Annotated in this window: 18 protein-coding genes; 8 read left to right on the top strand and 10 right to left on the bottom strand. The window is 61.7% G+C overall.

All coding sequences use genetic code 11. The features are described from left to right. The first annotated feature begins 24 nt into the window (after positions 1-24). The gene (locus V6M90_RS26585; protein WP_003172970.1) at positions 25-678 is read left to right on the top strand and encodes an HAD family hydrolase; all 654 of its coding nucleotides are present in this window, start codon (positions 25-27) and stop codon (positions 676-678) included. Positions 679-742: 64 nt separating this feature from the next. On the opposite strand, the gene V6M90_RS26580 is transcribed toward V6M90_RS26585, so the two are convergent. Together V6M90_RS26580 and pap are read right to left on the bottom strand one after the other, a co-directional pair. Further along, positions 743-1,927 (bottom strand): thiolase family protein, encoded by a 1,185-nt coding sequence (locus V6M90_RS26580; protein ID WP_332847402.1) that lies wholly within the window; start codon positions 1,925-1,927, stop codon positions 743-745. Between the two features lie 171 nt (positions 1,928-2,098). Then, the gene (gene pap / locus V6M90_RS26575; protein WP_141063619.1) at positions 2,099-3,613 is read right to left on the bottom strand and encodes a polyphosphate:AMP phosphotransferase; all 1,515 of its coding nucleotides are present in this window, start codon (positions 3,611-3,613) and stop codon (positions 2,099-2,101) included. Positions 3,614-3,767: 154 nt separating this feature from the next. Here pap and mnmC point away from each other — a divergent pair, with 154 nt between their 5' ends. The 5 genes from mnmC (at position 3,768) to V6M90_RS26550 (ending at position 11,137) form a co-directional block, all read left to right on the top strand. After that, positions 3,768-5,753 (top strand): bifunctional tRNA (5-methylaminomethyl-2-thiouridine)(34)-methyltransferase MnmD/FAD-dependent 5-carboxymethylaminomethyl-2-thiouridine(34) oxidoreductase MnmC, encoded by a 1,986-nt coding sequence (mnmC, locus tag V6M90_RS26570; protein ID WP_003172967.1) that lies wholly within the window; start codon positions 3,768-3,770, stop codon positions 5,751-5,753. Positions 5,754-5,977: 224 nt separating this feature from the next. Further along, a complete protein-coding gene (locus tag V6M90_RS26565) occupies positions 5,978-7,750 on the top strand; it encodes an N-acetylglutaminylglutamine amidotransferase (RefSeq protein ID WP_003172965.1) in 1,773 nt (590 codons plus the stop codon). Positions 7,751-7,753: 3 nt separating this feature from the next. Then, on the top strand, positions 7,754-9,502 hold the full coding sequence (gene ngg, locus V6M90_RS26560; protein WP_003172964.1) for an N-acetylglutaminylglutamine synthetase: 1,749 nt from the start codon (positions 7,754-7,756) through the stop codon (positions 9,500-9,502). A gap of 163 nt (positions 9,503-9,665) precedes the next feature. After that, a complete protein-coding gene (locus tag V6M90_RS26555) occupies positions 9,666-10,850 on the top strand; it encodes an osmoprotectant NAGGN system M42 family peptidase (protein ID WP_078732404.1) in 1,185 nt (394 codons plus the stop codon). Between the two features lie 59 nt (positions 10,851-10,909). After that, on the top strand, positions 10,910-11,137 hold the full coding sequence (locus V6M90_RS26550; protein ID WP_003172962.1) for a YheU family protein: 228 nt from the start codon (positions 10,910-10,912) through the stop codon (positions 11,135-11,137). A gap of 8 nt (positions 11,138-11,145) precedes the next feature. On the opposite strand, the gene csrA is transcribed toward V6M90_RS26550, so the two are convergent. Continuing rightward, positions 11,146-11,343 carry a carbon storage regulator CsrA gene (gene csrA / locus V6M90_RS26545; RefSeq protein WP_003172961.1) on the bottom strand — a complete coding sequence of 66 codons (198 nt, stop codon included), beginning with the start codon at positions 11,341-11,343 and terminating at the stop codon, positions 11,146-11,148. A 127-nt stretch (positions 11,344-11,470) separates the two neighbouring features. Beyond that, positions 11,471-12,286, bottom strand: coding sequence for an SDR family oxidoreductase (locus tag V6M90_RS26540; RefSeq protein WP_003172960.1), 816 nt, complete (start codon positions 12,284-12,286; stop codon positions 11,471-11,473). A 328-nt stretch (positions 12,287-12,614) separates the two neighbouring features. On the opposite strand from V6M90_RS26540, the gene V6M90_RS26535 reads away from it, so the two are divergent. Next, positions 12,615-12,767 carry a DUF3309 family protein gene (locus V6M90_RS26535; protein WP_015885095.1) on the top strand — a complete coding sequence of 51 codons (153 nt, stop codon included), beginning with the start codon at positions 12,615-12,617 and terminating at the stop codon, positions 12,765-12,767. Positions 12,768-12,819: 52 nt separating this feature from the next. On the opposite strand, the gene V6M90_RS26530 is transcribed toward V6M90_RS26535, so the two are convergent. The 5 genes from V6M90_RS26530 to V6M90_RS26510 form a co-directional block, all read right to left on the bottom strand. Further along, positions 12,820-14,907: an LTA synthase family protein gene (locus tag V6M90_RS26530; protein WP_003172958.1), complete on the bottom strand. Its 2,088-nt coding sequence runs from the start codon at positions 14,905-14,907 to the stop codon at positions 12,820-12,822. A gap of 291 nt (positions 14,908-15,198) precedes the next feature. After that, positions 15,199-15,390 carry a PLDc N-terminal domain-containing protein gene (locus V6M90_RS26525; RefSeq protein WP_003172956.1) on the bottom strand — a complete coding sequence of 64 codons (192 nt, stop codon included), beginning with the start codon at positions 15,388-15,390 and terminating at the stop codon, positions 15,199-15,201. 67 nt (positions 15,391-15,457) lie between these two features. After that, positions 15,458-15,988 (bottom strand): hypothetical protein, encoded by a 531-nt coding sequence (locus V6M90_RS26520; RefSeq protein WP_305428959.1) that lies wholly within the window; start codon positions 15,986-15,988, stop codon positions 15,458-15,460. Between the two features lie 41 nt (positions 15,989-16,029). Further along, the gene (locus V6M90_RS26515) at positions 16,030-16,545 is read right to left on the bottom strand and encodes an ankyrin repeat domain-containing protein (RefSeq protein WP_003172954.1); all 516 of its coding nucleotides are present in this window, start codon (positions 16,543-16,545) and stop codon (positions 16,030-16,032) included. Between the two features lie 96 nt (positions 16,546-16,641). Continuing rightward, the gene (locus tag V6M90_RS26510; protein ID WP_332847401.1) at positions 16,642-18,468 is read right to left on the bottom strand and encodes a long-chain-acyl-CoA synthetase; all 1,827 of its coding nucleotides are present in this window, start codon (positions 18,466-18,468) and stop codon (positions 16,642-16,644) included. A 394-nt stretch (positions 18,469-18,862) separates the two neighbouring features. On the opposite strand from V6M90_RS26510, the gene V6M90_RS26505 reads away from it, so the two are divergent. Then, a complete protein-coding gene (locus tag V6M90_RS26505; protein WP_003172952.1) occupies positions 18,863-19,141 on the top strand; it encodes a DUF3509 domain-containing protein in 279 nt (92 codons plus the stop codon). 74 nt (positions 19,142-19,215) lie between these two features. Here the strand turns inward: V6M90_RS26505 and V6M90_RS26500 are convergent, their stop codons facing one another. Next, positions 19,216-19,485, bottom strand: coding sequence for a response regulator transcription factor (locus V6M90_RS26500; RefSeq protein ID WP_003172950.1), 270 nt, complete (start codon positions 19,483-19,485; stop codon positions 19,216-19,218). Positions 19,486-19,507 lie beyond the last annotated feature (22 nt).

The raw sequence follows: 19,507 nt of genomic DNA, 5'->3' as shown, positions 1-19,507 counted from the left end.
CGATTGACTGAGAGAGCGTGACCGATGGCATTGGTAATTTTTGATCTGGACGAGACCCTGATCCACGGCGACTGCGCCACCCTGTGGAGCGAGCAGATGGGCCGCCTGGGCTGGGTCGACCCCGAATCGTTCATGCGCAGGAACAACGAACTGATGGACGCCTACAGCCAGGGCAAGCTGCGCATGGAGGACTTCATGGACTTCAGCCTGGAGCCGATGATCGGCCGTACGCCGGAGGAGATCGAGCATCTGGTGGAACCCTGGGTGGAGGATGTGATCGAGCCGCTGATCTACAGCGACGCGACCAAGACCATCGCCAGGCATCGCGCGAATGGCGACCGGATTCTGGTGATTTCCGCTTCGGGCACCCACCTGGTCAAACCGATTGCGGCGCGCATCGGTATCGATGAGGTATTGGGCATTGAGCTGGACGTCGCCCACGCCGTGTACAGCGGCCGCACCGTGGGCGTATTGACCTACCGTGAAGGCAAGATCACGCGCTTGCTGGAATGGCTGGAACTCAACGGCGAGACGTTGGAGGGCGCTTACTTCTACTCGGACTCGCGCAACGACCTGCCGTTGTTGCTGAAGGTTGATCATCCACACGTGGTGAACCCGGACCCGGTGTTGCGCGAACAGGCCGAGAAGGCGGGCTGGCCGGTCCACCACTGGACCTGATTCAACAGCAATCAAAGGTGGGAGCCGAGCAGCTCCCACGTTGACCGCTGGCCTTCAATCAAAGCTAACGAACGGCTTCGAACAGGCCCGTCGCTCCCATGCCGCCGCCGACGCACATGGTCACGATGCCGTAGCGCAGCTTGCGCCGCTGCAGCTCACGCACCAGATGCCCGACTTGCCGCGACCCCGTCATGCCGAACGGATGACCGATGGAGATCGAGCCGCCGTTGACGTTGTACTTGGCGTTGTCGATTTGCAGACGATTGCGCGCGTACAGGCACTGGGAAGCGAACGCTTCGTTGAGCTCCCACAGGTCGATATCCGCCACCTGCAAGCCTCGCGTTTTAAGCAACTTGGGCACCGAGAACACCGGGCCGATGCCCATTTCGTCCGGCTCGCAGCCAGCCACGGTGAAGCCACGGAAAAACGCCTTGGGTTTGAGCCCCAGTGCCAGGGCTTTCTCAAGGCTCATCACCAATGTCATCGACGCGCCGTCGGACAATTGCGAGGAGTTGCCCGCCGTCACCGAACCGTCTTCGGCAAACACCGGTTTGAGCCCCTGCAGGCTGGCCAGGGTGGTGTCGGGACGGTTGCAGTCGTCCCGATCGACTACGCCCTCAAGGACCTGCACCGCGCCGGTGTTCTTGTCCTCGACCTTGTACCGCACCGCCATCGGCACGACTTCATCGTTGAACAAGCCTTCGGCCTGAGCCTGGGCGGTGCGTTGCTGGCTTTGCAGGGCGTACAGGTCCTGTTCTTCGCGGCTGACGTTGTAGCGCCGCGCGACGATTTCGGCGGTCTGGCCCATGGGGAAGTAAATGCCCGGCACCTGCTCTTTGAGCAGCGGGTTGATCAGGTTGTCGGTATTGACGCTCTTCATGGTCAGGCTGATGGATTCGACGCCACCGGCGACGATGATGTCGCTGCAGCCCGACGCGATCTGGTTGGCCGCAATCGCGATCGCCTGCAAGCCCGAGGAACAGAAACGGTTGAGGGTCATGCCCGCCGTACCGGTGCCCAGTCGCGACAGCACCGCCACGTTGCGCCCGATATTGTAGCCCTGGGCGCCTTCATTGGAGCCGGCGCCGACGATACAGTCTTCCACCGTGGCCGGGTCGACGCCATTGCGAGTGAGCAGCGCATTGACGCAATGGGCCGCCATGTCATCCGGGCGGGTCTGGTTGAACTTGCCGCGAAAGGACTTGGCCAGGCCGGTTCGTACGCTGTCGACGATCACAACTTCACGCATGGGCTACCTCGATCTTGTCGTTGTTGGGAGATGGATCGAGGATAAATCCAGGCCTGCCCAACCGCGACGATCATTCACCCCATGGATGCAAAAGCATGGGGGTGGCACACGGTTTGTGTGGGAGGGGCCATCGGGTCACGCCCCCTCCCACATCGGACCGAGCCATCCAGGCTATTTCCTTTTCTTCTTGTCGTGCTTGTCGGTTTTAGCAAACGCCTCCTCCAGCGCCTGGTTGATCGTGCGCAGTACCTTGACCCGCGCCCAGCGCTTGTCGTTGGCTTCCACCAGGGTCCAGGCCGACACCTCGGTGCTGGTGCGGTCGACCATGTCGCCCACGGCCGCGCGGTAGTCATCCCACTTGTCGCGGTTGCGCCAGTCGTCTTCGGTAATCTTGAAGCGTTTGAACGGGATGTCCTCACGGGCCTGGAAGCGCTCCAGCTGCGTCTGTTTGTCGATGGCCAGCCAGAACTTGACCACGATCACGCCGGCATCACGCAGTTGCTCTTCGAAGTCGTTGATCTCGCCGTAGGCACGCATCCAGTCCGCCGGGGTGCAGAAACCTTCGATGCGCTCTACCAGCACGCGGCCGTACCAGGAGCGGTCGAACACGGTGAACATGCCCCGCGCCGGGATCTTCTGCCAGAACCTCCACAGGTAGGGCTGGGCGCGCTCGTCTTCACTCGGCGCGGCAATCGGCACGATATGGTACTGGCGAGGGTCGAGCGCCGCCGCCACCCGACGAATCGCGCCGCCCTTGCCCGCCGCATCGTTGCCTTCAAACACCGTGACCAGCGCGTGCTTGCGCATGCGTTTGTCGCGCATCAGGCCGGAGAGCCGCGCCTGCTCGGTAATCAGCTGTTCTTCGTAGTCATCCTTGTCCAGACGCAGGGTCATGTCGAGACTGTCCAGCAGGCTCTTCTTGTCCACCGAGGCGATCAGCGGCGCCGGGTTCATGCCGCTGGCCTTGCCCTTGGGCAGTTTCAGCGCGTTTTGCATGCCTTCCAGGAGCAGCTTGCCCACGGTGAGCCCACGGTAATTGCTGTCGACCCCTTCGATCACGTGCCAGGGCGCGTAGTCGCGGCTGGTACGGCGCAGCACACGCTCGCCGAAATGCACAAATTTGTCGTAGGTCTCGGACTGCTGCCAGTCCAGCGGGCTGATGCGCCAGCTGTGCAACGGGTCGTCGGCCAGGGCCTTGAGCCGCGCTTTCATCTGTTTCTTGGAGAGGTGGAACCAGAACTTGAAGATCAGCGCGCCTTCATCGCACAGCATCTTTTCCAAGCGCTCGGCACCGGCGATGGCCTGGTCCAGACGCGCGTCCTTGATCTGTCCATGCACGCGGCCTTGCAGCATCTGGCTGTACCAATTGCCGAAAAACACACCCATGCGGCCCTTGGCCGGCAGTTGCCGCCAGTAGCGCCAGGCCGGAGGGCGCGCCAGCTCTTCGTCGGTCTGCTGGTCGAAGGTGCGCACTTCGATCAGGCGCGGGTCCATCCACTCATTGAGCAGCTTGACGGTTTCGCCCTTGCCCGCGCCTTCGATGCCATTGATCAGGATGATCACCGGGAAGCGTTTTTGCTGTTGCAACTCGTACTGCACCTCCAGCAGCGCTTCGCGCAGCGCCGGCACCTCGGCGTCGAAGGTGTCTTTGTCGATGGCGTGACCGATTTCGGCGGATTCGAACATGGGCAGCTCCGTTTCAAGATGGCTCAAGACTAGCGGATTGGGCAGCAACACGTAGGAGGAAATTCCACCCGCGATTGCCATGGATCAATTCATTGCCGGTTGATCAGCTAGAATGGCCGCCTTGCCTTTGCCTGCCGTTATTTATGAGCCGCCCATGACCCCCATCGCCCATGCCCAGCTCGACTGGGATGACCAAGGTCGCCCGCATTCGCGGGTTTTCGACGACGTGTACTTCTCCGACCAGTCGGGCCTGGAAGAAACGCGCTACGTGTTCCTGCAGCAGAACCGCCTGCAGGAACGTTTCGCGGCCCTGCCCGATCACGGCGGCTTTGTCATTGGCGAGACCGGCTTCGGCACCGGCCTGAACTTCCTGTGCGCCTGGCAGTTGTTCAATCAACAAGCGCCACGCGGGGCGCGCCTGCACTTTGTCAGCGTCGAAAAATACCCCCTGAGCCACGCCGACCTGGCCCGCGCACTGTCGCTGTGGCCCGAGCTCAAGGCCCTGGCCGATCAGTTGCTGGGCCAATACGTGGCCATCCACCAGGGTTTCCAGCGGCTGGTCCTGGATAAAGGCCGGGTGACCCTGACGCTGCTGATCGGCGATGCCCTGGACCAGTTGCCGCAACTCGATGCCCAGGTCGACGCCTGGTTTCTCGACGGCTTCGCCCCGGCGAAGAACCCGGATATGTGGACCGCCGAACTGTTCGCCGAACTGGCACGGCTGGCGGCCCCCGGCTCGACCCTCAGTACCTTTACCAGCACCGGCTGGGTGCGCCGGCTGATCAATGCTGCCGGGTTCAAAATGAAGCGCACACCGGGTATCGGGCATAAGTGGGAGATCCTGCGCGGTGAATTCCTCGGCTGGCCGGCCGAAACGCCGCTGCCCGCGCCCGGCAAACCCTGGTTCGCCCGCCCGGCGCGCCTTCGCGGCGAACGCAGCGCGCTGGTGATCGGCGGTGGCCTGGCCGGTTGCGCCACGGCGGCCAGCCTGGCCGCGCGCGGCTGGCGCGTGCGCGTGCTGGAGCGTCATGCGGCGCTGGCACAGGAAGCCTCGGGCAACCCGCAAGGCGTGCTGTACCTCAAGCTCTCGGCCCACGGCACGGCGCTTTCTCAGCTGATTCTCAGCGGCTTCGGCCACACTCGGCGCTTGCTGGAACACCTGCACCGCGGCGTCGACTGGGACGGCTGCGGCGTGCTGCAACTGGCCTTCAATACCAAGGAAGCCGAACGCCAGGCGCAATTGGCGGACGCCTTCGCACCGAGCCTGCTGCACCTGCTGGACGCGGCGCAAGCCCAGGCCCGCGCCGGCGTGGCACTGGAACAGGGCGGGCTGTTTTTCCCGGAGGGTGGCTGGGTGCATCCACCCGCGTTGTGTGAGTGGCAGGCACGCCACCCGTTGATCGAGGTGCTGGCGCATCATGAGGCCCTGGCCTTGCAACGCGTTGATGGCCAATGGCAGGCCACGGCGGGCGATACGGTGCTGGCCAGTGCCAGTGTGGTGGTGCTGGCCGGCGCCGCCGAAATCAAGCGTTTCGCCGTCAGCGCCGATCTGCCGCTCAAACGTATTCGCGGGCAGATCACCCGGTTGGCGCACACTCCGCGCAGCCAGGCACTGACCACCGTGGTTTGCGCCGAGGGCTACGTCGCCCCGGCGCGCCTGGGCGAACACACCCTGGGGGCCAGCTTCGACTTTAACAACGATGATCTGACGCCGACCGTGGCCGAACATGTCGGCAACCTGGACATGCTGCGCGAAATCTCCACCGACCTGCTGCAACGCCTGGGCGCCGATCATCTGCCTGCCGAACAGCTGCAAGGCCGAGCGGCCTTTCGCTGCACCAGCCCGGACTACCTGCCGATTGTCGGTCCGCTGGCCGAGCGCGGTGCCTTCGACCAGACCTACGCGGCGTTGCGCAAGGATGCCCGCCAGATCCCCGAGGCGCCCTGCCCGTGGCTCGACGGCCTGTATATCAACAGCGGCCATGGCTCGCGCGGGCTGGTCACCGCGCCGCTGTGTGCAGAGCTGCTGGCGGCCTGGCTGGACAATGAACCCTTGCCACTGCCACGCAGCGTGGCCGAAGCCTGCCATCCGAACCGGTTCGCCTTGCGTGCGTTGATACGCGGCAAGGCCGAGTCATAACACGGGCGGCTGACCCGAACTTTGCATTGAACATTGACCTGTCTACCGCACATTCCAGCGCAGCCGCGCCGCTCACCGGCTGAGCAGCAGGCCATCAAGGCAGATCGCCTTATAACGTATTGTTCTAAAACTCCCACAATCTGCTCGGGTCAGTTTCTGGGTACCGGCCATTTTGGTGCACGGTACGTTTATCCCTCCCCAACGGAAAAACCGGTAAGGAACCTATGTGCGGATTAGCTGGCGAGTTACGTTTCGATCACCACCCTGCAGACCTCGCGGCAGTGGAACGGATTACCCATCACCTGGCACCACGCGGCCCTGATGCGTGGGGCTTCCAGGCCCAAGGGCCGATTGCCCTGGGCCATCGGCGTCTGAAAATCATGGACCTGTCGGACGGCTCGGCCCAGCCGATGGTCGACGCCCAACTGGGGCTGTCACTGGCGTTCAACGGTGCCATCTACAACTTCCCGGAACTGCGTCAGGAGCTTGAAGCGTTGGGCTACGCGTTCTATTCCGGCGGCGACACCGAAGTGCTGCTCAAGGGCTATCACGCCTGGGGCGAAGCGCTGCTGCCCAAGCTCAACGGCATGTTTGCGTTTGCCATCTGGGAGCGTGACGCCAAGCGCCTGTTCATCGCCCGTGACCGTCTCGGCGTGAAACCGTTGTACCTGTCGCGCACCGGTCAGCGCCTGCGCTTCGCATCGAGCCTGCCGGCGTTGCTCAAGGGCGGCGACATCAACCCGATCCTCGACCCGGTGGCGCTCAATCACTACCTCAATTTCCACGCCGTCGTACCTGCGCCACGCACCTTGCTGGCGGGCATCGAAAAACTGCCGCCGGCGAGCTGGATGCGCATCGACGCCGACGGCACCACCGAGCAAAAAACCTGGTGGACCCTGCCCTACGGCCCGCATGACGATGAAAAAAACCTGACGCTGCAAGACTGGACCGACCGCGTGCTCGACAGCACCCGCGAAGCCGTGGCCATCCGCCAGCGCGCTGCCGTGGATGTGGGCGTGCTGCTTTCCGGCGGTGTCGACTCAAGCATGCTCGTCGGCCTGTTGCGCGAAGTCGGCGTGCAGGACCTGTCCACGTTCTCCATTGGTTTTGAGGATGCCGGCGGCGAACGCGGCGACGAGTTCCAGTATTCGGACCTGATCGCCAAGCACTACGGCACCCGTCACCACCAACTGCGCATCGCCGAAAGTGAGATCATCGAGCAACTGCCGGCGGCGTTCCGTGCCATGAGCGAGCCGATGGTCAGCCACGACTGCATCGCCTTCTACCTGCTGTCGCGGGAGGTGGCCAAGCACTGCAAGGTGGTGCAAAGCGGCCAGGGCGCCGATGAATTGTTTGCCGGCTACCACTGGTACCCGCAGGTGGACGGCGCGAGCGACCCGTATGCCGCCTACCGCGCGGCGTTTTTCGACCGCAGCTACGACGACTACGCCGCCACCGTCGCACCGAAATGGCTGACCGCCAATGACGCCGCCGGCGACTTCGTGCGTGAGCATTTTGCAATGCCGGGTGCCAATGCCGCCGTGGACAAGGCCCTGCGCCTGGACAGCACGGTGATGCTGGTGGACGACCCGGTCAAGCGCGTCGACAACATGACCATGGCCTGGGGCCTGGAGGCGCGTACACCGTTCCTGGACTACCGCCTGGTGGAACTGTCGGCCCGTGTACCGGGCAAATTCAAGCTGCCCGATGGCGGCAAACAGGTGCTCAAGGAAGCTGCGCGCCGGGTGATTCCGAGTGAAGTCATCGACCGCAAGAAAGGCTACTTCCCGGTGCCTGGCCTCAAGCATTTGCAGGGCGACACCTTGAACTGGGTACGCGATCTGCTGCTGGACCCGAGCCAGGACCGCGGCCTGTTCAACCCGGCCATGCTCGACCGCTTGCTGACCGACCCTCAAGGCCAATTGACCCCGTTGCGCGGCTCCAAGTTGTGGCAACTGGCGGCGCTGAACCTGTGGCTCAGCGAACAAGGAATCTGATCCATGAAACCTAACGCAGCGGCGTATAGCCAACGCTTGCTCAAAGGCCAGGCGCCCACGTACGAACGCCTGCAAGCACGCCTGGCCGAAGACGGCAGCCCATCGGCGGCCGAACCGATTGCCGTGCATTGCGGCTGGGGCCGGCTGTTGATCGGGCACACCTTCCCGGACCCGGCCAGCCTGGCCGGGGAACTGCTCAATGAGCACCCCGGCGAGCGCGACATCGCGCTGTATGTGGCCGCGCCCCAGCAGATTCTCGGGATCGATCCGCAGCAGCTGTTCCTCGACCCGTCCGACACGTTGCGCCTGTGGTTCACCGACTATCGCCCCTCAACCCGCGTGTTTCGCGGCTTTCGTATCCGCCGGGTACAGAGCGAGGCCGACTGGCAGGCGGTGAACCAGTTGTATCAAGGGCGCGGCATGTTGCCGATCGATGCCGAACGCCTCACGCCGCGTCATCAAGGCGGCCCGGTGTACTGGCTGGCGGAAGACGAAGACAGCGGCGCGGTGATCGGCAGCGTCATGGGCCTGAATCATCAAAAAGCCTTCCACGACCCGGAAAACGGCTGCAGCCTGTGGTGCCTGGCGGTCGATCCGCAATGCACCCGCCCCGGCGTGGGTGAAGTGCTGGTGCGTCACTTGGTGGAGCATTTCATGAGCCGTGGCTTGAGCTACCTCGATCTGTCGGTGCTGCACGATAACCGCCAGGCCAAGAACCTCTACGCCAAGCTCGGTTTTCGCGCATTGACCACGTTTGCGATCAAGCGCAAAAACGGCATCAACCAGCCGCTGTTCCTTGGCCCTGGTCCACAGGCGGGGTTCAATCCCTATGCGCGCATCATCGTCGAGGAAGCCCACCGTCGTGGCATCGATGTGCAGGTGGACGATGCCGACGCCGGGTTGTTCACCCTCAGTCATGGCGGGCGCCGCGTGCGTTGCCGGGAGTCGCTGAGTGACCTGACCAGCGCCATCAGCATGACCCTGTGCCAGGACAAGAGCCTGACCCACAAGGTGCTCCAGGCCGCCGGGCTGAACCTGCCGTCGCAGCAAATGGCGGGCAGTGCCGACGAGAACCTGGAGTTCCTCGACGAACACCAGCGCATCGTGGTCAAGCCGCTCGATGGCGAGCAAGGCCAGGGCGTGGCGGTGGACCTGCGAAGCATCGAAGAGGTGCAGCAGGCGATTGAGACGGCGCGGCAATTCGACAGCCGGGTGCTGCTGGAAAGTTTTCACGAGGGCCTGGACCTGCGCATCCTGGTGATCGGTTTCGAGGTGGTCGCCGCGGCGATCCGGCGCCCGGCGCAAGTGGTCGGTGACGGTCAACATCGCATCGGCGCGTTGATCGAGGCGCAAAGCCGTCGTCGTCAGGCGGCTACCGACGGCGAAAGCAAAATCCCGCTGGACGCCGAGACCGAACGCACCCTGGCCGCCGCGGGCTACGACTACAGCAGCATCCTGCCGCGCGGCGAAACACTGGCCGTACGCCGTACCGCCAACCTGCATACCGGCGGTTGCCTGGAAGACGTCACCGCAATCCTGCACCCGACGCTCAAGGATGCCGCCGTACGCGCCGCCCGCGCCCTCGACATCCCGATGGTGGGCCTGGACCTGCTGGTGCCTGCCGCCGATCAACCCGAGTACGTGTTTATCGAAGCGAACGAACGCGCCGGCCTGGCCAACCATGAACCGCAACCGACAGCGGAGAAGTTTGTGGACCTGCTATTTCCGCACAGCCAACCGGCCGCCCAATGACCTGTAGCGAGGGCGCTTGCTCGCGCTGGGTTGCGTAGCAGCCCTGAAACAGGCCAACGCGCTTTAACTGAAAGAACCGGGTGAATTGACTGGGGCTGCTCCGCAGCCCAGCGGGAGCAAGCTCCCTCGCCACAAAAGCACCCTTATCTCATCAGGAGTTTTCATGACCCGAACCATCCCTGAACCGGATCTCAACTACCTGCAGAAAGTGCTGCTGGAAATGCTCGCCATTCCCAGCCCCACCGGGTTTACCGACACCATCGTGCGCTATGTCGCCGAGCGGTTGGAAGAACTCGGCATTCCCTTTGAAATGACCCGGCGCGGCACCATTCGCGCCACCCTCAAGGGCCAGAAAAACAGCCCCGACCGCGCGGTGTCGGCGCACCTGGACACCATCGGCGCCGCTGTGCGTGCCATCAAGGACAACGGCCGCCTGACCCTGGCGCCGGTCGGCTGCTGGTCGAGCCGCTTTGCCGAAGGCAGCCGCGTCAGCCTGTTCACCGACAACGGTGTCATCCGTGGCAGTGTGTTGCCGTTGATGGCCTCCGGGCACGCATTCAACACCGCCGTGGACGAAATGCCAGTGAGCTGGGACCACGTGGAACTGCGCCTGGACGCCTACTGCGCAACCCGCGCCGATTGCGACTCCCTGGGGATCAGTGTGGGTGACTACGTGGCCTTCGACCCCTTGCCCGAGTTCACCGAGAGCGGGCATATCAGTGCGCGCCACCTGGATGACAAAGCCGGCGTGGCGGCCCTCCTCGCCGCACTCAAGGCGATTGTCGACAGCGGCGAGCCGTTGTTGATCGACTGCCACCCGCTGTTCACCATCACCGAGGAAACCGGCAGCGGTGCCGCCGCCGCGTTGCCCTGGGATGTGAGTGAATTCGTCGGCATCGACATCGCCCCGGTCGCCCCCGGCCAGCAGTCCAGCGAACATGCGGTCAGCGTGGCGATGCAGGATTCCGGCGGGCCGTATGACTATCATCTGTCGCGGCATTTGCTGCGCCTGGCGGCGGACAACGACCTGCCGGTACGCCGCGATCTGTTCCGCTACTACTTCAGCGACGCGCATTCGGCGGTGACCGCCGGCCACGATATCCGCACCGCGCTGCTGGCGTTCGGATGCGACGCGACCCACGGCTACGAACGCACCCACATCGACAGCCTCGCCGCGCTGAGCCGTCTGTTGGGTGCGTATATCCTCAGCCCGCCGGTGTTCGCCAGCGATGCCCAGCCGGCCCAGGGTTCACTGGACCGCTTCAGTCATCAGATCGAGCACGAGACACAGATGGAGAGCGACACGCGCGTACCGTCGGTGGACAGTCTGGTCGGTAATAAGTCCTGACGCTGGCAACACGGGTCCCGGCGCAGTAGCATCGCCGGGACTTGATACCCGAGGCTTGTATGCTGATTCCACACGATGCGCTTGAAGTCGATACCCTGACCCGACTGATCGAAGATTTCGTCACCCGTGACGGCACCGACAATGGCGACGACACGCCGCTGGAGACCCGCGTGCTGCGGGTGCGCCAGGCGTTGACCAAAGGCCAGGCACTGATCGTGTTCGATCCGGAAAGCGAGCAATGCCAATTGATGCTCAAGCACGACGTGCCCAAGCATCTGTTCGACTGACGCCTCTTTCAGGGGGCGGTCAGGGGCTGGGATTGGGCGGTTTGTTGCTCCTGGATTTTCTGGTACACCTCGGCGCGATGCACATGCACCTCGGCCGGCGCGGTTACGCCGAACTTAACCTGGGAACCGTTCAATTCAAGGATGTGCACGGCGATGTCATCGCCGATGGAGATGATTTCGCCTACGGCGCGGCTTAAGACCAGCATGGCGGTTGTCCTTTTTGAGTAACAGGACCTCAACCATGCGCGCTGGGTAGGGCTGCAGCAACGGCTTGCGATGAAATCAGGCAATACCTACACATACAGGTAAATTGCCTGACAGACTCATACCCATTCAGCCTTTAGTAGCTTGGGCCTTGGCGCGCATTTTATCGGCCATGGTCGTCATCTCGTCATAAAGCAACTGCGGGTTCTTCTGCTTAAGCGCCCATGCCATGCGCCCCTGTTCGTGGGGCAGGATCATGAACTCACCCTCCGCGACACGCTGGAAGATGTAATCGGCAATATCCGCCGCCGAAATCGGCGAACTCTCCAACAACTTGCCCACCTGGGCTTTCATCGCCGGGGTCGGACCGCGGAAGGAATCCAGCAGGTTGGTCTGGAAGAACGACGGGCACACCACATGCACCCCGACTTCCTGCTGTTTGAGTTCCACCAGCAGGCTTTCCGAGAGCGCCACCACACCGGCCTTGGCCACGTTGTAGTTGCTCATGGCCGGCCCCTGCATCAGCGCCGCCATGGAGGCGATATTGATGATGCGCCCCTTGCTCTTTTCCAGCAGCGGCAGGAAGGCCTTGCAGCCCTTGACCACGCCCATCAAGTTGATCGCGATCTGCCAGTCCCAATCTTCCAGGGACAACTCGGCGAAGAAGCCGCCCGAGGCGACGCCGGCATTGTTGACGATCACATCGATGCCCCCCAGCTTCACCTCGCACGCCTGCGCGAACGCGGTGAGTTGGCTGTAGTCACGCACATCGCAACGCTGGATAAACCCATCGCCGCCGGCCTCGCGCACGAGCCGCAGGGTTTCCTGCAAGCCTGGCTCGCTCACGTCCGACAAGGCCAACTGCCAACCCTCGCGGGCCCAGCGCAGAGCGATTTCACGACCCAGGCCGGACCCGGCGCCGGTGATCATCATGCGATTTTGCATAGGAAGTAGCCTTGTGGTTCACAGAAGAAGTGACCGGCAGTGTAGCGAAGGTTTTTCCCGCACCCACGCACCATCAGAGTGATGAATGCCCCAGGCAAACCGCAGGCTCGGTCGGATACCTGCGCAGCGCCTTAGTTCAATCTTTTTTCAACTAAGATCGTTAAGTGCGCGCGGTTTAAAAGAAATAACCGACTGAGCGAAATGCTTTAAAAAAACTTGGAATTTTCTTGGATGGGACAGAGTCGGAGTTGTTAAGGCGTTCGTTACAAGATGTACGAGCGTATCGTTAACAACCGGTCTTTGCAGAAGGCCAATAAGGAAAAAAACCATGAGCCTCATTCTGATCATTATCTTGATCCTCCTGCTGGTCGGTGGCCTGCCGGTGTTCCCTCACTCGCGTAACTGGGGTTATGGCCCGTCCGGTATTCTGGGCGTCGTGCTGGTGGTTCTGCTGGTGCTGTTGTTACTCGGTCGGATATAAACACGAGATAAAAAAAGAGGCCTTCAAAGGCCTCTTTTTTATTGCCGGTTAGTTAGTCCGGCTTGCCGTCAACCACACCGGCGGTGTTATCCAGCAGGCTCTTGGTAGCCGTCTGCAGGAACGACTCAAGTTTTTGCTTGAGTGCTGCTTCGTCCGGCGATTCAGCAATCACTTTACCGGTCGGGTTGGCGCCCAATTCGTATTGCCACAACTTCGGCGGCATCTCCTTGGGCAGTACCAGGATACGGTCTGCGGTGACCAGGGCCACGGTCTGGTCGCTGCCCGACGGCTTGATCACGCCAAACCCCTTGTCGCCTTCCGGCAGGTTCAGCAGGTCACGGCCCCAGCACTGATGCCGGGTATCGCCACCCAGGCGCCCCATGATGGTCGGCACGATGTCGATCTGAGTGCCTACGGTGTGGTCACGCTCGCCGAACTTCTCTTGCATGCCCGGTGCGATCATCAGCATCGGCACGTTAAAGCGGCCCAGGTCCATCTCGGTGATCTGCTGTTCGTTGCCGAAGCCGTGGTCGCCCACGATCACAAACAGGGTCTCTTTGAAATACGGCTCCTTGCGGGCCTTTTCAAAGAACTGGCCCAGGGCCCAGTCGGAGTAGCGCATGGCCGTCAAATGCTCGTTGAGGCTGCCACGGTCGGTGACTTTCTCTACCGGCAATGGGGTCGGCAGTGCGTACGGCGTGTGGTTGGACAGGGTTTGCAGGAGTGCGTAGAACGGCTTGCCGCCTTCACGCGCCTTCAACTCTTCCAGACCCCGGTTGAACATATCCTGGTCGGACACGCCCCACGTCGGGTCGGAGAATACCGGGTCGACGAAGTCGTTGCGGCCGATGAAGTTGGTCATGCCCTGGTTGCTGAAGAAACCCGACTGGTTGTCCCAGGCGAAGTCGCCATTGTAGACATATACGTCGTCAAACTTGCGTGCACTGAGCAACTGCGGCAAGCCCGACAGTTTGTGGCTGCCTTCCGGGGTCTGCATCAGGTATTCAAAACCTGGCAGGTTCGGGAAGCACGCCATGGTGGCAAACATACCCTGGTGGGTGTGGGTGCCGTTGGAGAAGAAGCGGTCGAACAGCAGGCCTTCCTTGGACAGCTTGTCGAAGTACGGCGTGATGTTGCCTGGGCGACCCAATGCGCCTACCGAGTGACCGGCGAAGCTTTCCATCAGGATCACGACCACGTTCTTGATCGGCAGGGTCTTCTCGGCCGGTGGCATGTAGTCACGGCGCACAGCGGCGGTGTCGGTATCGACCAGTTTCTCTTGCGGCAGCACCAGCATGTCGCGCACGGTCTGGGTGGCCAGCGGTTGGTCCAGCGTGGCTTTCCAGATATTGGAGCGGTCTTCGCCGAAACGCGCCTTGGCCGCCGCGATCAGCGACAGGGTGCCATTGAGGCCCAGTTGGTTGGCGAAATTCGAATCGGTGGTGTACACATCGCCCCAACGCAGCGGCGGGCCCTGGCGCAGGGTGCCACGGGCGGCAACCACGGCGATCAGCAGGCACACCACGAATACGGCGATGCGGCTGTACCACGGCGCGACCGGGCGCGTGCCGATGCTGCCACCGCTGAACGGCCCGCGTGGACGCGTGGCGCGGTCGGCGCCTTTGAACGCCATGCTCAGGATCAGCGTGCCTACGGCCCAGGCCAGCAGGTAGCGCACCACCGGGAAACCGTACCAGAGCATGCTCATCACGGTTTTCGGGTCTTCCTTCACATACTGGAAGACCAGGCCGTTGAGGCGCTGGTGGAACTCGCGGTAGAAGTCCATCTCCATCAGGCCCAGGAACAAGGCGATGCTGGACGCAATCGTCAGCCAGAAACGGAAGAACCCGCGCGCGGCCATCGCACGTACGCTGAACAGGGCCAGCAGCAGCGGAATCAGCAGGTACACCACCAGACGGATATCAAAGCGCAGGCCGTTGGCGAAGGCTTCAAGAAACGTCGAGGCCGGCGTGTCGAGGATCATCTCGCGGTTGTAGACCAGCAGCGCCAGGCGCAGCAGGGAAAACATCACCATCATGACCAGTGCGCAGAGCAGCGTGTACGCCAGATGAGATTTGACGGTCGGTTGCAGCAGGCGATTTGAAGCTCGCTGCTGACTCAGGGCGTCCGGGTTTGCCATGTCGTTTCAGGACCCATTGGAAGTTAAGTGATGAAATAGTGCAGTGGCGCGAATGGTGCCCGATCAAACACAGCAAGGCTATTAATTAGTGAACGGGCACGGCTGCACCACCTTGTTGGCAGGCAGATAAATCCGGGAAATTGTCTTGGACAGGGTGTGAAAATTCTGTGCAGCGAATATTTCGATACACAAATCTTCCGGACGCCTTAAACCAAATGTGGGAGGGCGGTGCGACGATTCGACTTGCTCCCTCCCACATTGACTGTGCCCACTCCAGAAGGAGTGAGGCGATCAGATCCGTACGTTACCGCGCGGCCCGGCAATCGCCCAGATGATCAGGCCCAGTACCGGCAGCAGCAGGATCAACAGGATCCACAGCACCTTGGCACCGGTGCTCGCGCCGCTTTTGAACACGTTGATGATCGCCCAGATATCCAGCGCCAGGATGATCAACCCGATCAAGCCATTAAAAGTGGAACCCATGGTGTCGCTCCTAAGTGGGGGCATGCACTTGTAGGATAGTCAGGCCTGGCAGGGGTTCCGTTTTATTTCAGGCGTGCACCGCCACTTTCAGCGCTTCCAGCGACGGCTCGGCCTGAATGCCGACTTCGGCGCACAGTTCCAGCACCCGTGGCAGGTCGTTGCCGAACACCAGCACGGCCTGGATCTGGTCATCCAGCAGTTGGCTGAAGTTGAGCAACACATAGCCACCGTCTTGCGGGCTCAGGGCGCTCATCTGGATCTGGATGCGGTTGAGCGCGGTAAGGTCTTCGGTCTTGGCCAATTGCTTGGGCTTGAGGTTGAACGCCACGCCCGGGCCGAACGAAGCGACGATCTGCGCAAACAGATCGCCATAGGTGTCGGCCTGGAACAGCACGGTGTCCGGCAGGCTGCCGACCACGACCCACTCCCCCAGCGGAATCGGGAAGCTGTCGTCGTAGTTGATGTCCGGGTTGGCCGCCAGGAACGCCACCGGATCGGCATAAGCCTGGGCGGCTTCATCGGCGATGCGCGCCACCTCGTCCTCGCCCATGACCCCGGCGCTGATTTTGCTGATGAGTTCGACGAGGGCGGTCTTCATGGGGTGATCCTGTAGCGGGCGGGTTTTCGAGGGCGCGTAGCCTACACCAGTTTCTGCAACCGCGCCGCCGTATCCGTCGCTCCCATCGTCTGGGCCGCCGCCAGCGCCGTCGCGCCCTGAGCATCGGTGGCCTTGGGGTTGGCGCCCTGGCCAAGCAGGTAATCGAGCATTTCCACGCGGTTGAACATGGCCGCCATCATCAATGCTGTACGCCCGTCGGACGAAGCCGCTTCCACCGGCGTACCGCCTTCGATCAGCGCCTTGACCACCGGCAAATTGCCCTTGAACGCCGCGCCGGCAATCGGCAATTGGTTCTTGTCATTGGCAATCAGCGGGTCGGCCTTGAATTCCAGCAGCACTTTTACCGCCTCGGCATGGCCGTGGTAGGCCGCGAGCATCAGCAAGGTGTCGCCGTTGTGGTTGCGAAAGTTGGCCGGCAAGCCTTTGGCCAGCAGCGCGGCGAGCATGGCCGCGTCGCCTCGGCGGGCGACGTCGAAGACCTGCTCGGCAAATTCGGCGGCTTCGTCTTCGGTCATCTGTTTAGGCTGGTCTGACATGTAGGGGCTCCTTTCTGGTACTGACTATGGCGCCCAGTGTCGCGAGGGAGTTCCCACCTGTCATGGTTTTTTTGTCAAAAGCGCCCATAGGCAGAATCAATAGCGGAACTGGCCGCCCTGGATCTGCGCCCGCAACTGCGCCGTGACCGGCACGTAGCAATCCGATCCGGGCAGCCAGGCATATACGGGGTCAGTGCCGGCCTTGTCCGGATCAAACGCCTCTTCCTTGAGCTTGACCTTCTGGTATTTGAACGTACCGGTGGTTTCCATCTTGACCTTGATCCGCAAGAACAACGGCACCGCATAGTGCGGCAACTGGCCCTGGGCGAATTGCAGCAGCTCACGCATGTCCAGCGCAGCCAGCGACTCGCTTGGGGTGATGGCAACCATGCCGGCACGGCCATTGGTGTTTTCGACCTCGACACCGTAGGCCACCACTTCGGCGATCTGCGGGTGTTGCAGCAGTACATTCTCGACTTCGGTGGTGGAGACGTTTTCACCTTTCCAGCGATAGGTGTCCCCCAGGCGGTCGACGAATTGCGCATGACCGAAGCCAATGCTGCGCAACAAGTCCCCGGTATTGAAGTAACGGTCGCCCTTTTCAAACACGTCGGTGAGTACCACCTTGCGGTTCTTTTCCGGGTCGGTGTAGCCGTCGAACGGCGATTTTTCATCAATCCTCGCCAGCAACAGGCCCTGCCCGCCCGTGGGCACCTTGCGCATAAAGCCATCGCTGCCGCGCAGTGGCTCACCGCAGTCGTGGGCGTAGTCGACCAACGCCCAGTGCTGCAGACAAAAGCCGATGGTGTTGTCGAAATTCAGCACGTTGGTAAAGCCGATATTGCCGTCGCTGGCGGCGTACAGCTCACAGATATGCTCGACGCCATAGCGCGCCTTGAACTGCGCCCACACACCGGGGCGCAGGCCATTGCCAACCATCTTGGTCACACGGTTATCACGATCGCTCTCGCCGGGAGGCTGGTCGAGCAGGTAGCGACACAGTTCGCCGACATAGCCGAGGGTGGTTGCCTTGAATCGGCGTGCGTCGTCCCAGAACTGGCTGGCGCTGAACTTGCGGCGAATCGCAAAGCCCGACGCACCGACAATCGCCGAGCCCCAGCACACACACAGCCCTGTGGCGTGATAGAGCGGCAAGGTGCAATAGAGGACATCGTCCGGGCCCATGTCCAGGGCAATGCTGCCGAAGCTGACGGCGGTTTTGGTCCAGCGGCCATGCTTCATGATGCCGGCCTTGGGCAGGCCGGTGGTGCCCGAAGTGTAGATATAGAAACAGGGGTCGTTGAAGAAGACCTGTGCGGTGCTGGCCGGATTGTCCACCGGGCACTCGGCGCTGGACGCCAGCAGGTCGATGTAACCCGGCGGCACCGCGCCGGACTGCTGATCCACGACACACCAGGTTCGCTCGGCCTTGATCGCTACCTGGTCACGCACTGCGTCATAGGCACCCACTAATTCCGCACCGACGGCAATGGCTACCGGGTTCACCAGGTTCAGGCTATGGACCAGCGTCGCCTGGGTCTGCGCGGTATTGAGCATCGCGCAGATGCCGCCTAGCTTGGCCACGGCCAGCACGTTAAGGAGCAGTTCGGGGCGATTTTCGATAAACAGCGCCACCACATCACCCTTGCCGATGCCCTGGGCATGCAAGTGGTGGGCAATACGGTTGGCGCGCTCGTTGGCGTTGCGGTAGCTGAGCACGCAATCGCCGTACAACAACGCGGCGCCATCAGGGTTGCGCAACGTGGCTTGCTCAAAGTGCCAGCCCAACCCGCAGGGCTGCGCGGGGTCGGTGACATTGGCCGCACGCATGCCGCGAATCACGCGTGGCAGCGCGCTGACGATGGCAGGCACCTTACGCAGCAACTTGCCCCAAGTGATCATGTCGTTTTGCGGAGGGTTCATGGTGGAACGTCCTTTTTCTTATTATTCGTATGATCCCGCGACGCCGACGCCCCTGTAGGCAGCGGCCAAATGCCTTGCAGGAAAATACGTCAGCATTTGCGTGACTGTACACGCGGGATTTGAAAAGTTTTGTATCCCGATGAACGAGCACCCAAGCAGGGAATTTCACCGCGCGCCAGCAGTCATTATCAGTAGACGTGTCGGTAATCGACCGGCTGCGATAAAGCAAAATGCAGGATGCATGATGGCCATTCATGCAAATTGCACGAAATCAAAAATCCTAAATTTTTATAAACTGCTGATTTATAAAGACTTTTTTGCAAGTCATTAGCTGGCACAATCACTGCACCTATCACTCCATGCTTGCCCACTTGAGCCAACGGAGCTGATAGACATGAGCCTGATCCAAGATAAATTCGCTTCTGTATTTTCCAACTACGACGTTACTACTCAGCCACGTCCTGATGGCGGCATTCTGTTGACCCTGCGCAACAGCGAAGGCAAACAGGTCAAGCGTTCGATTTCCTATCAGCAGTTGCACACTGCCGACCAACTGACCTGGGTCATCAGCGCCATTCGCCGCGACCTGGCCGAACAAGCCAGCGAACTGCCGCAAATCTCGATGCTGCAAAGCCAGAATCGCTTCGCCCTGCCGACCTACCATTCGGCCTGATCACGCATCACCGGCACGCTTGACTGAAAAAAGGGCCGCGACGCCATCCAGCGTCGCGGCCCTTTTGCATGGGTTCAATACAGCCCCTGACGTACCGCCTCGTTCATCGCCTGGACGCGGTTGCTGACATCCAGTTTTCCGTAGATATTGCGCAGGTGGAATTTGACCGTGGCTTGGGACGTGGCGCGTATCTGGCTGATCTCCCAGACGGTCTTGCCCTCCGATGCCCATCGCAGGATCTCCAGTTCTGAAGGAGTCAGGGGCTTGCCTGAAAGACTCAAGCGCCGTCTGAGCGCACTGGGCACGGAATACGGGTTCGGACACGGCTCCTGTGGGCCATTCATGGTTCTCTCCTTATTATTGGCT

This window comes from Pseudomonas lactucae (assembly GCF_036688725.1).
In the GTDB taxonomy this organism is placed as follows: Bacteria; Pseudomonadota; Gammaproteobacteria; order Pseudomonadales; family Pseudomonadaceae; genus Aquipseudomonas; species Aquipseudomonas lactucae.
This window is presented reverse-complemented; position numbering and strand designations above follow the sequence as displayed.

What these genes read in the sequence shown, in the direction of transcription:
- V6M90_RS26585 (WP_003172970.1), top strand. Translation starts at nt 25, where the DNA reads ATGGCATTGGTAATTTTTGATCTGGACGAGACCCTGATCCACGGCGAC.
- V6M90_RS26540 (WP_003172960.1), bottom strand. Translation starts at nt 12,286, where the DNA reads ATGCAAAATCGCATGATGATCACCGGCGCCGGGTCCGGCCTGGGTCGT.
- V6M90_RS26555 (WP_078732404.1), top strand. Translation starts at nt 9,666, where the DNA reads ATGACCCGAACCATCCCTGAACCGGATCTCAACTACCTGCAGAAAGTG.
- V6M90_RS26580 (WP_332847402.1), bottom strand. Translation starts at nt 1,927, where the DNA reads ATGCGTGAAGTTGTGATCGTCGACAGCGTACGAACCGGCCTGGCCAAG.
- V6M90_RS26500 (WP_003172950.1), bottom strand. Translation starts at nt 19,485, where the DNA reads ATGAATGGCCCACAGGAGCCGTGTCCGAACCCGTATTCCGTGCCCAGT.
- ngg (WP_003172964.1), top strand. Translation starts at nt 7,754, where the DNA reads ATGAAACCTAACGCAGCGGCGTATAGCCAACGCTTGCTCAAAGGCCAG.
- V6M90_RS26510 (WP_332847401.1), bottom strand. Translation starts at nt 18,468, where the DNA reads ATGAACCCTCCGCAAAACGACATGATCACTTGGGGCAAGTTGCTGCGT.
- V6M90_RS26520 (WP_305428959.1), bottom strand. Translation starts at nt 15,988, where the DNA reads ATGAAGACCGCCCTCGTCGAACTCATCAGCAAAATCAGCGCCGGGGTC.
- V6M90_RS26530 (WP_003172958.1), bottom strand. Translation starts at nt 14,907, where the DNA reads ATGGCAAACCCGGACGCCCTGAGTCAGCAGCGAGCTTCAAATCGCCTG.
- V6M90_RS26505 (WP_003172952.1), top strand. Translation starts at nt 18,863, where the DNA reads ATGAGCCTGATCCAAGATAAATTCGCTTCTGTATTTTCCAACTACGAC.
- csrA (WP_003172961.1), bottom strand. Translation starts at nt 11,343, where the DNA reads ATGCTGGTCTTAAGCCGCGCCGTAGGCGAAATCATCTCCATCGGCGAT.
- V6M90_RS26525 (WP_003172956.1), bottom strand. Translation starts at nt 15,390, where the DNA reads ATGGGTTCCACTTTTAATGGCTTGATCGGGTTGATCATCCTGGCGCTG.
- V6M90_RS26565 (WP_003172965.1), top strand. Translation starts at nt 5,978, where the DNA reads ATGTGCGGATTAGCTGGCGAGTTACGTTTCGATCACCACCCTGCAGAC.
- mnmC (WP_003172967.1), top strand. Translation starts at nt 3,768, where the DNA reads ATGACCCCCATCGCCCATGCCCAGCTCGACTGGGATGACCAAGGTCGC.
- pap (WP_141063619.1), bottom strand. Translation starts at nt 3,613, where the DNA reads ATGTTCGAATCCGCCGAAATCGGTCACGCCATCGACAAAGACACCTTC.
- V6M90_RS26550 (WP_003172962.1), top strand. Translation starts at nt 10,910, where the DNA reads ATGCTGATTCCACACGATGCGCTTGAAGTCGATACCCTGACCCGACTG.
- V6M90_RS26515 (WP_003172954.1), bottom strand. Translation starts at nt 16,545, where the DNA reads ATGTCAGACCAGCCTAAACAGATGACCGAAGACGAAGCCGCCGAATTT.
- V6M90_RS26535 (WP_015885095.1), top strand. Translation starts at nt 12,615, where the DNA reads ATGAGCCTCATTCTGATCATTATCTTGATCCTCCTGCTGGTCGGTGGC.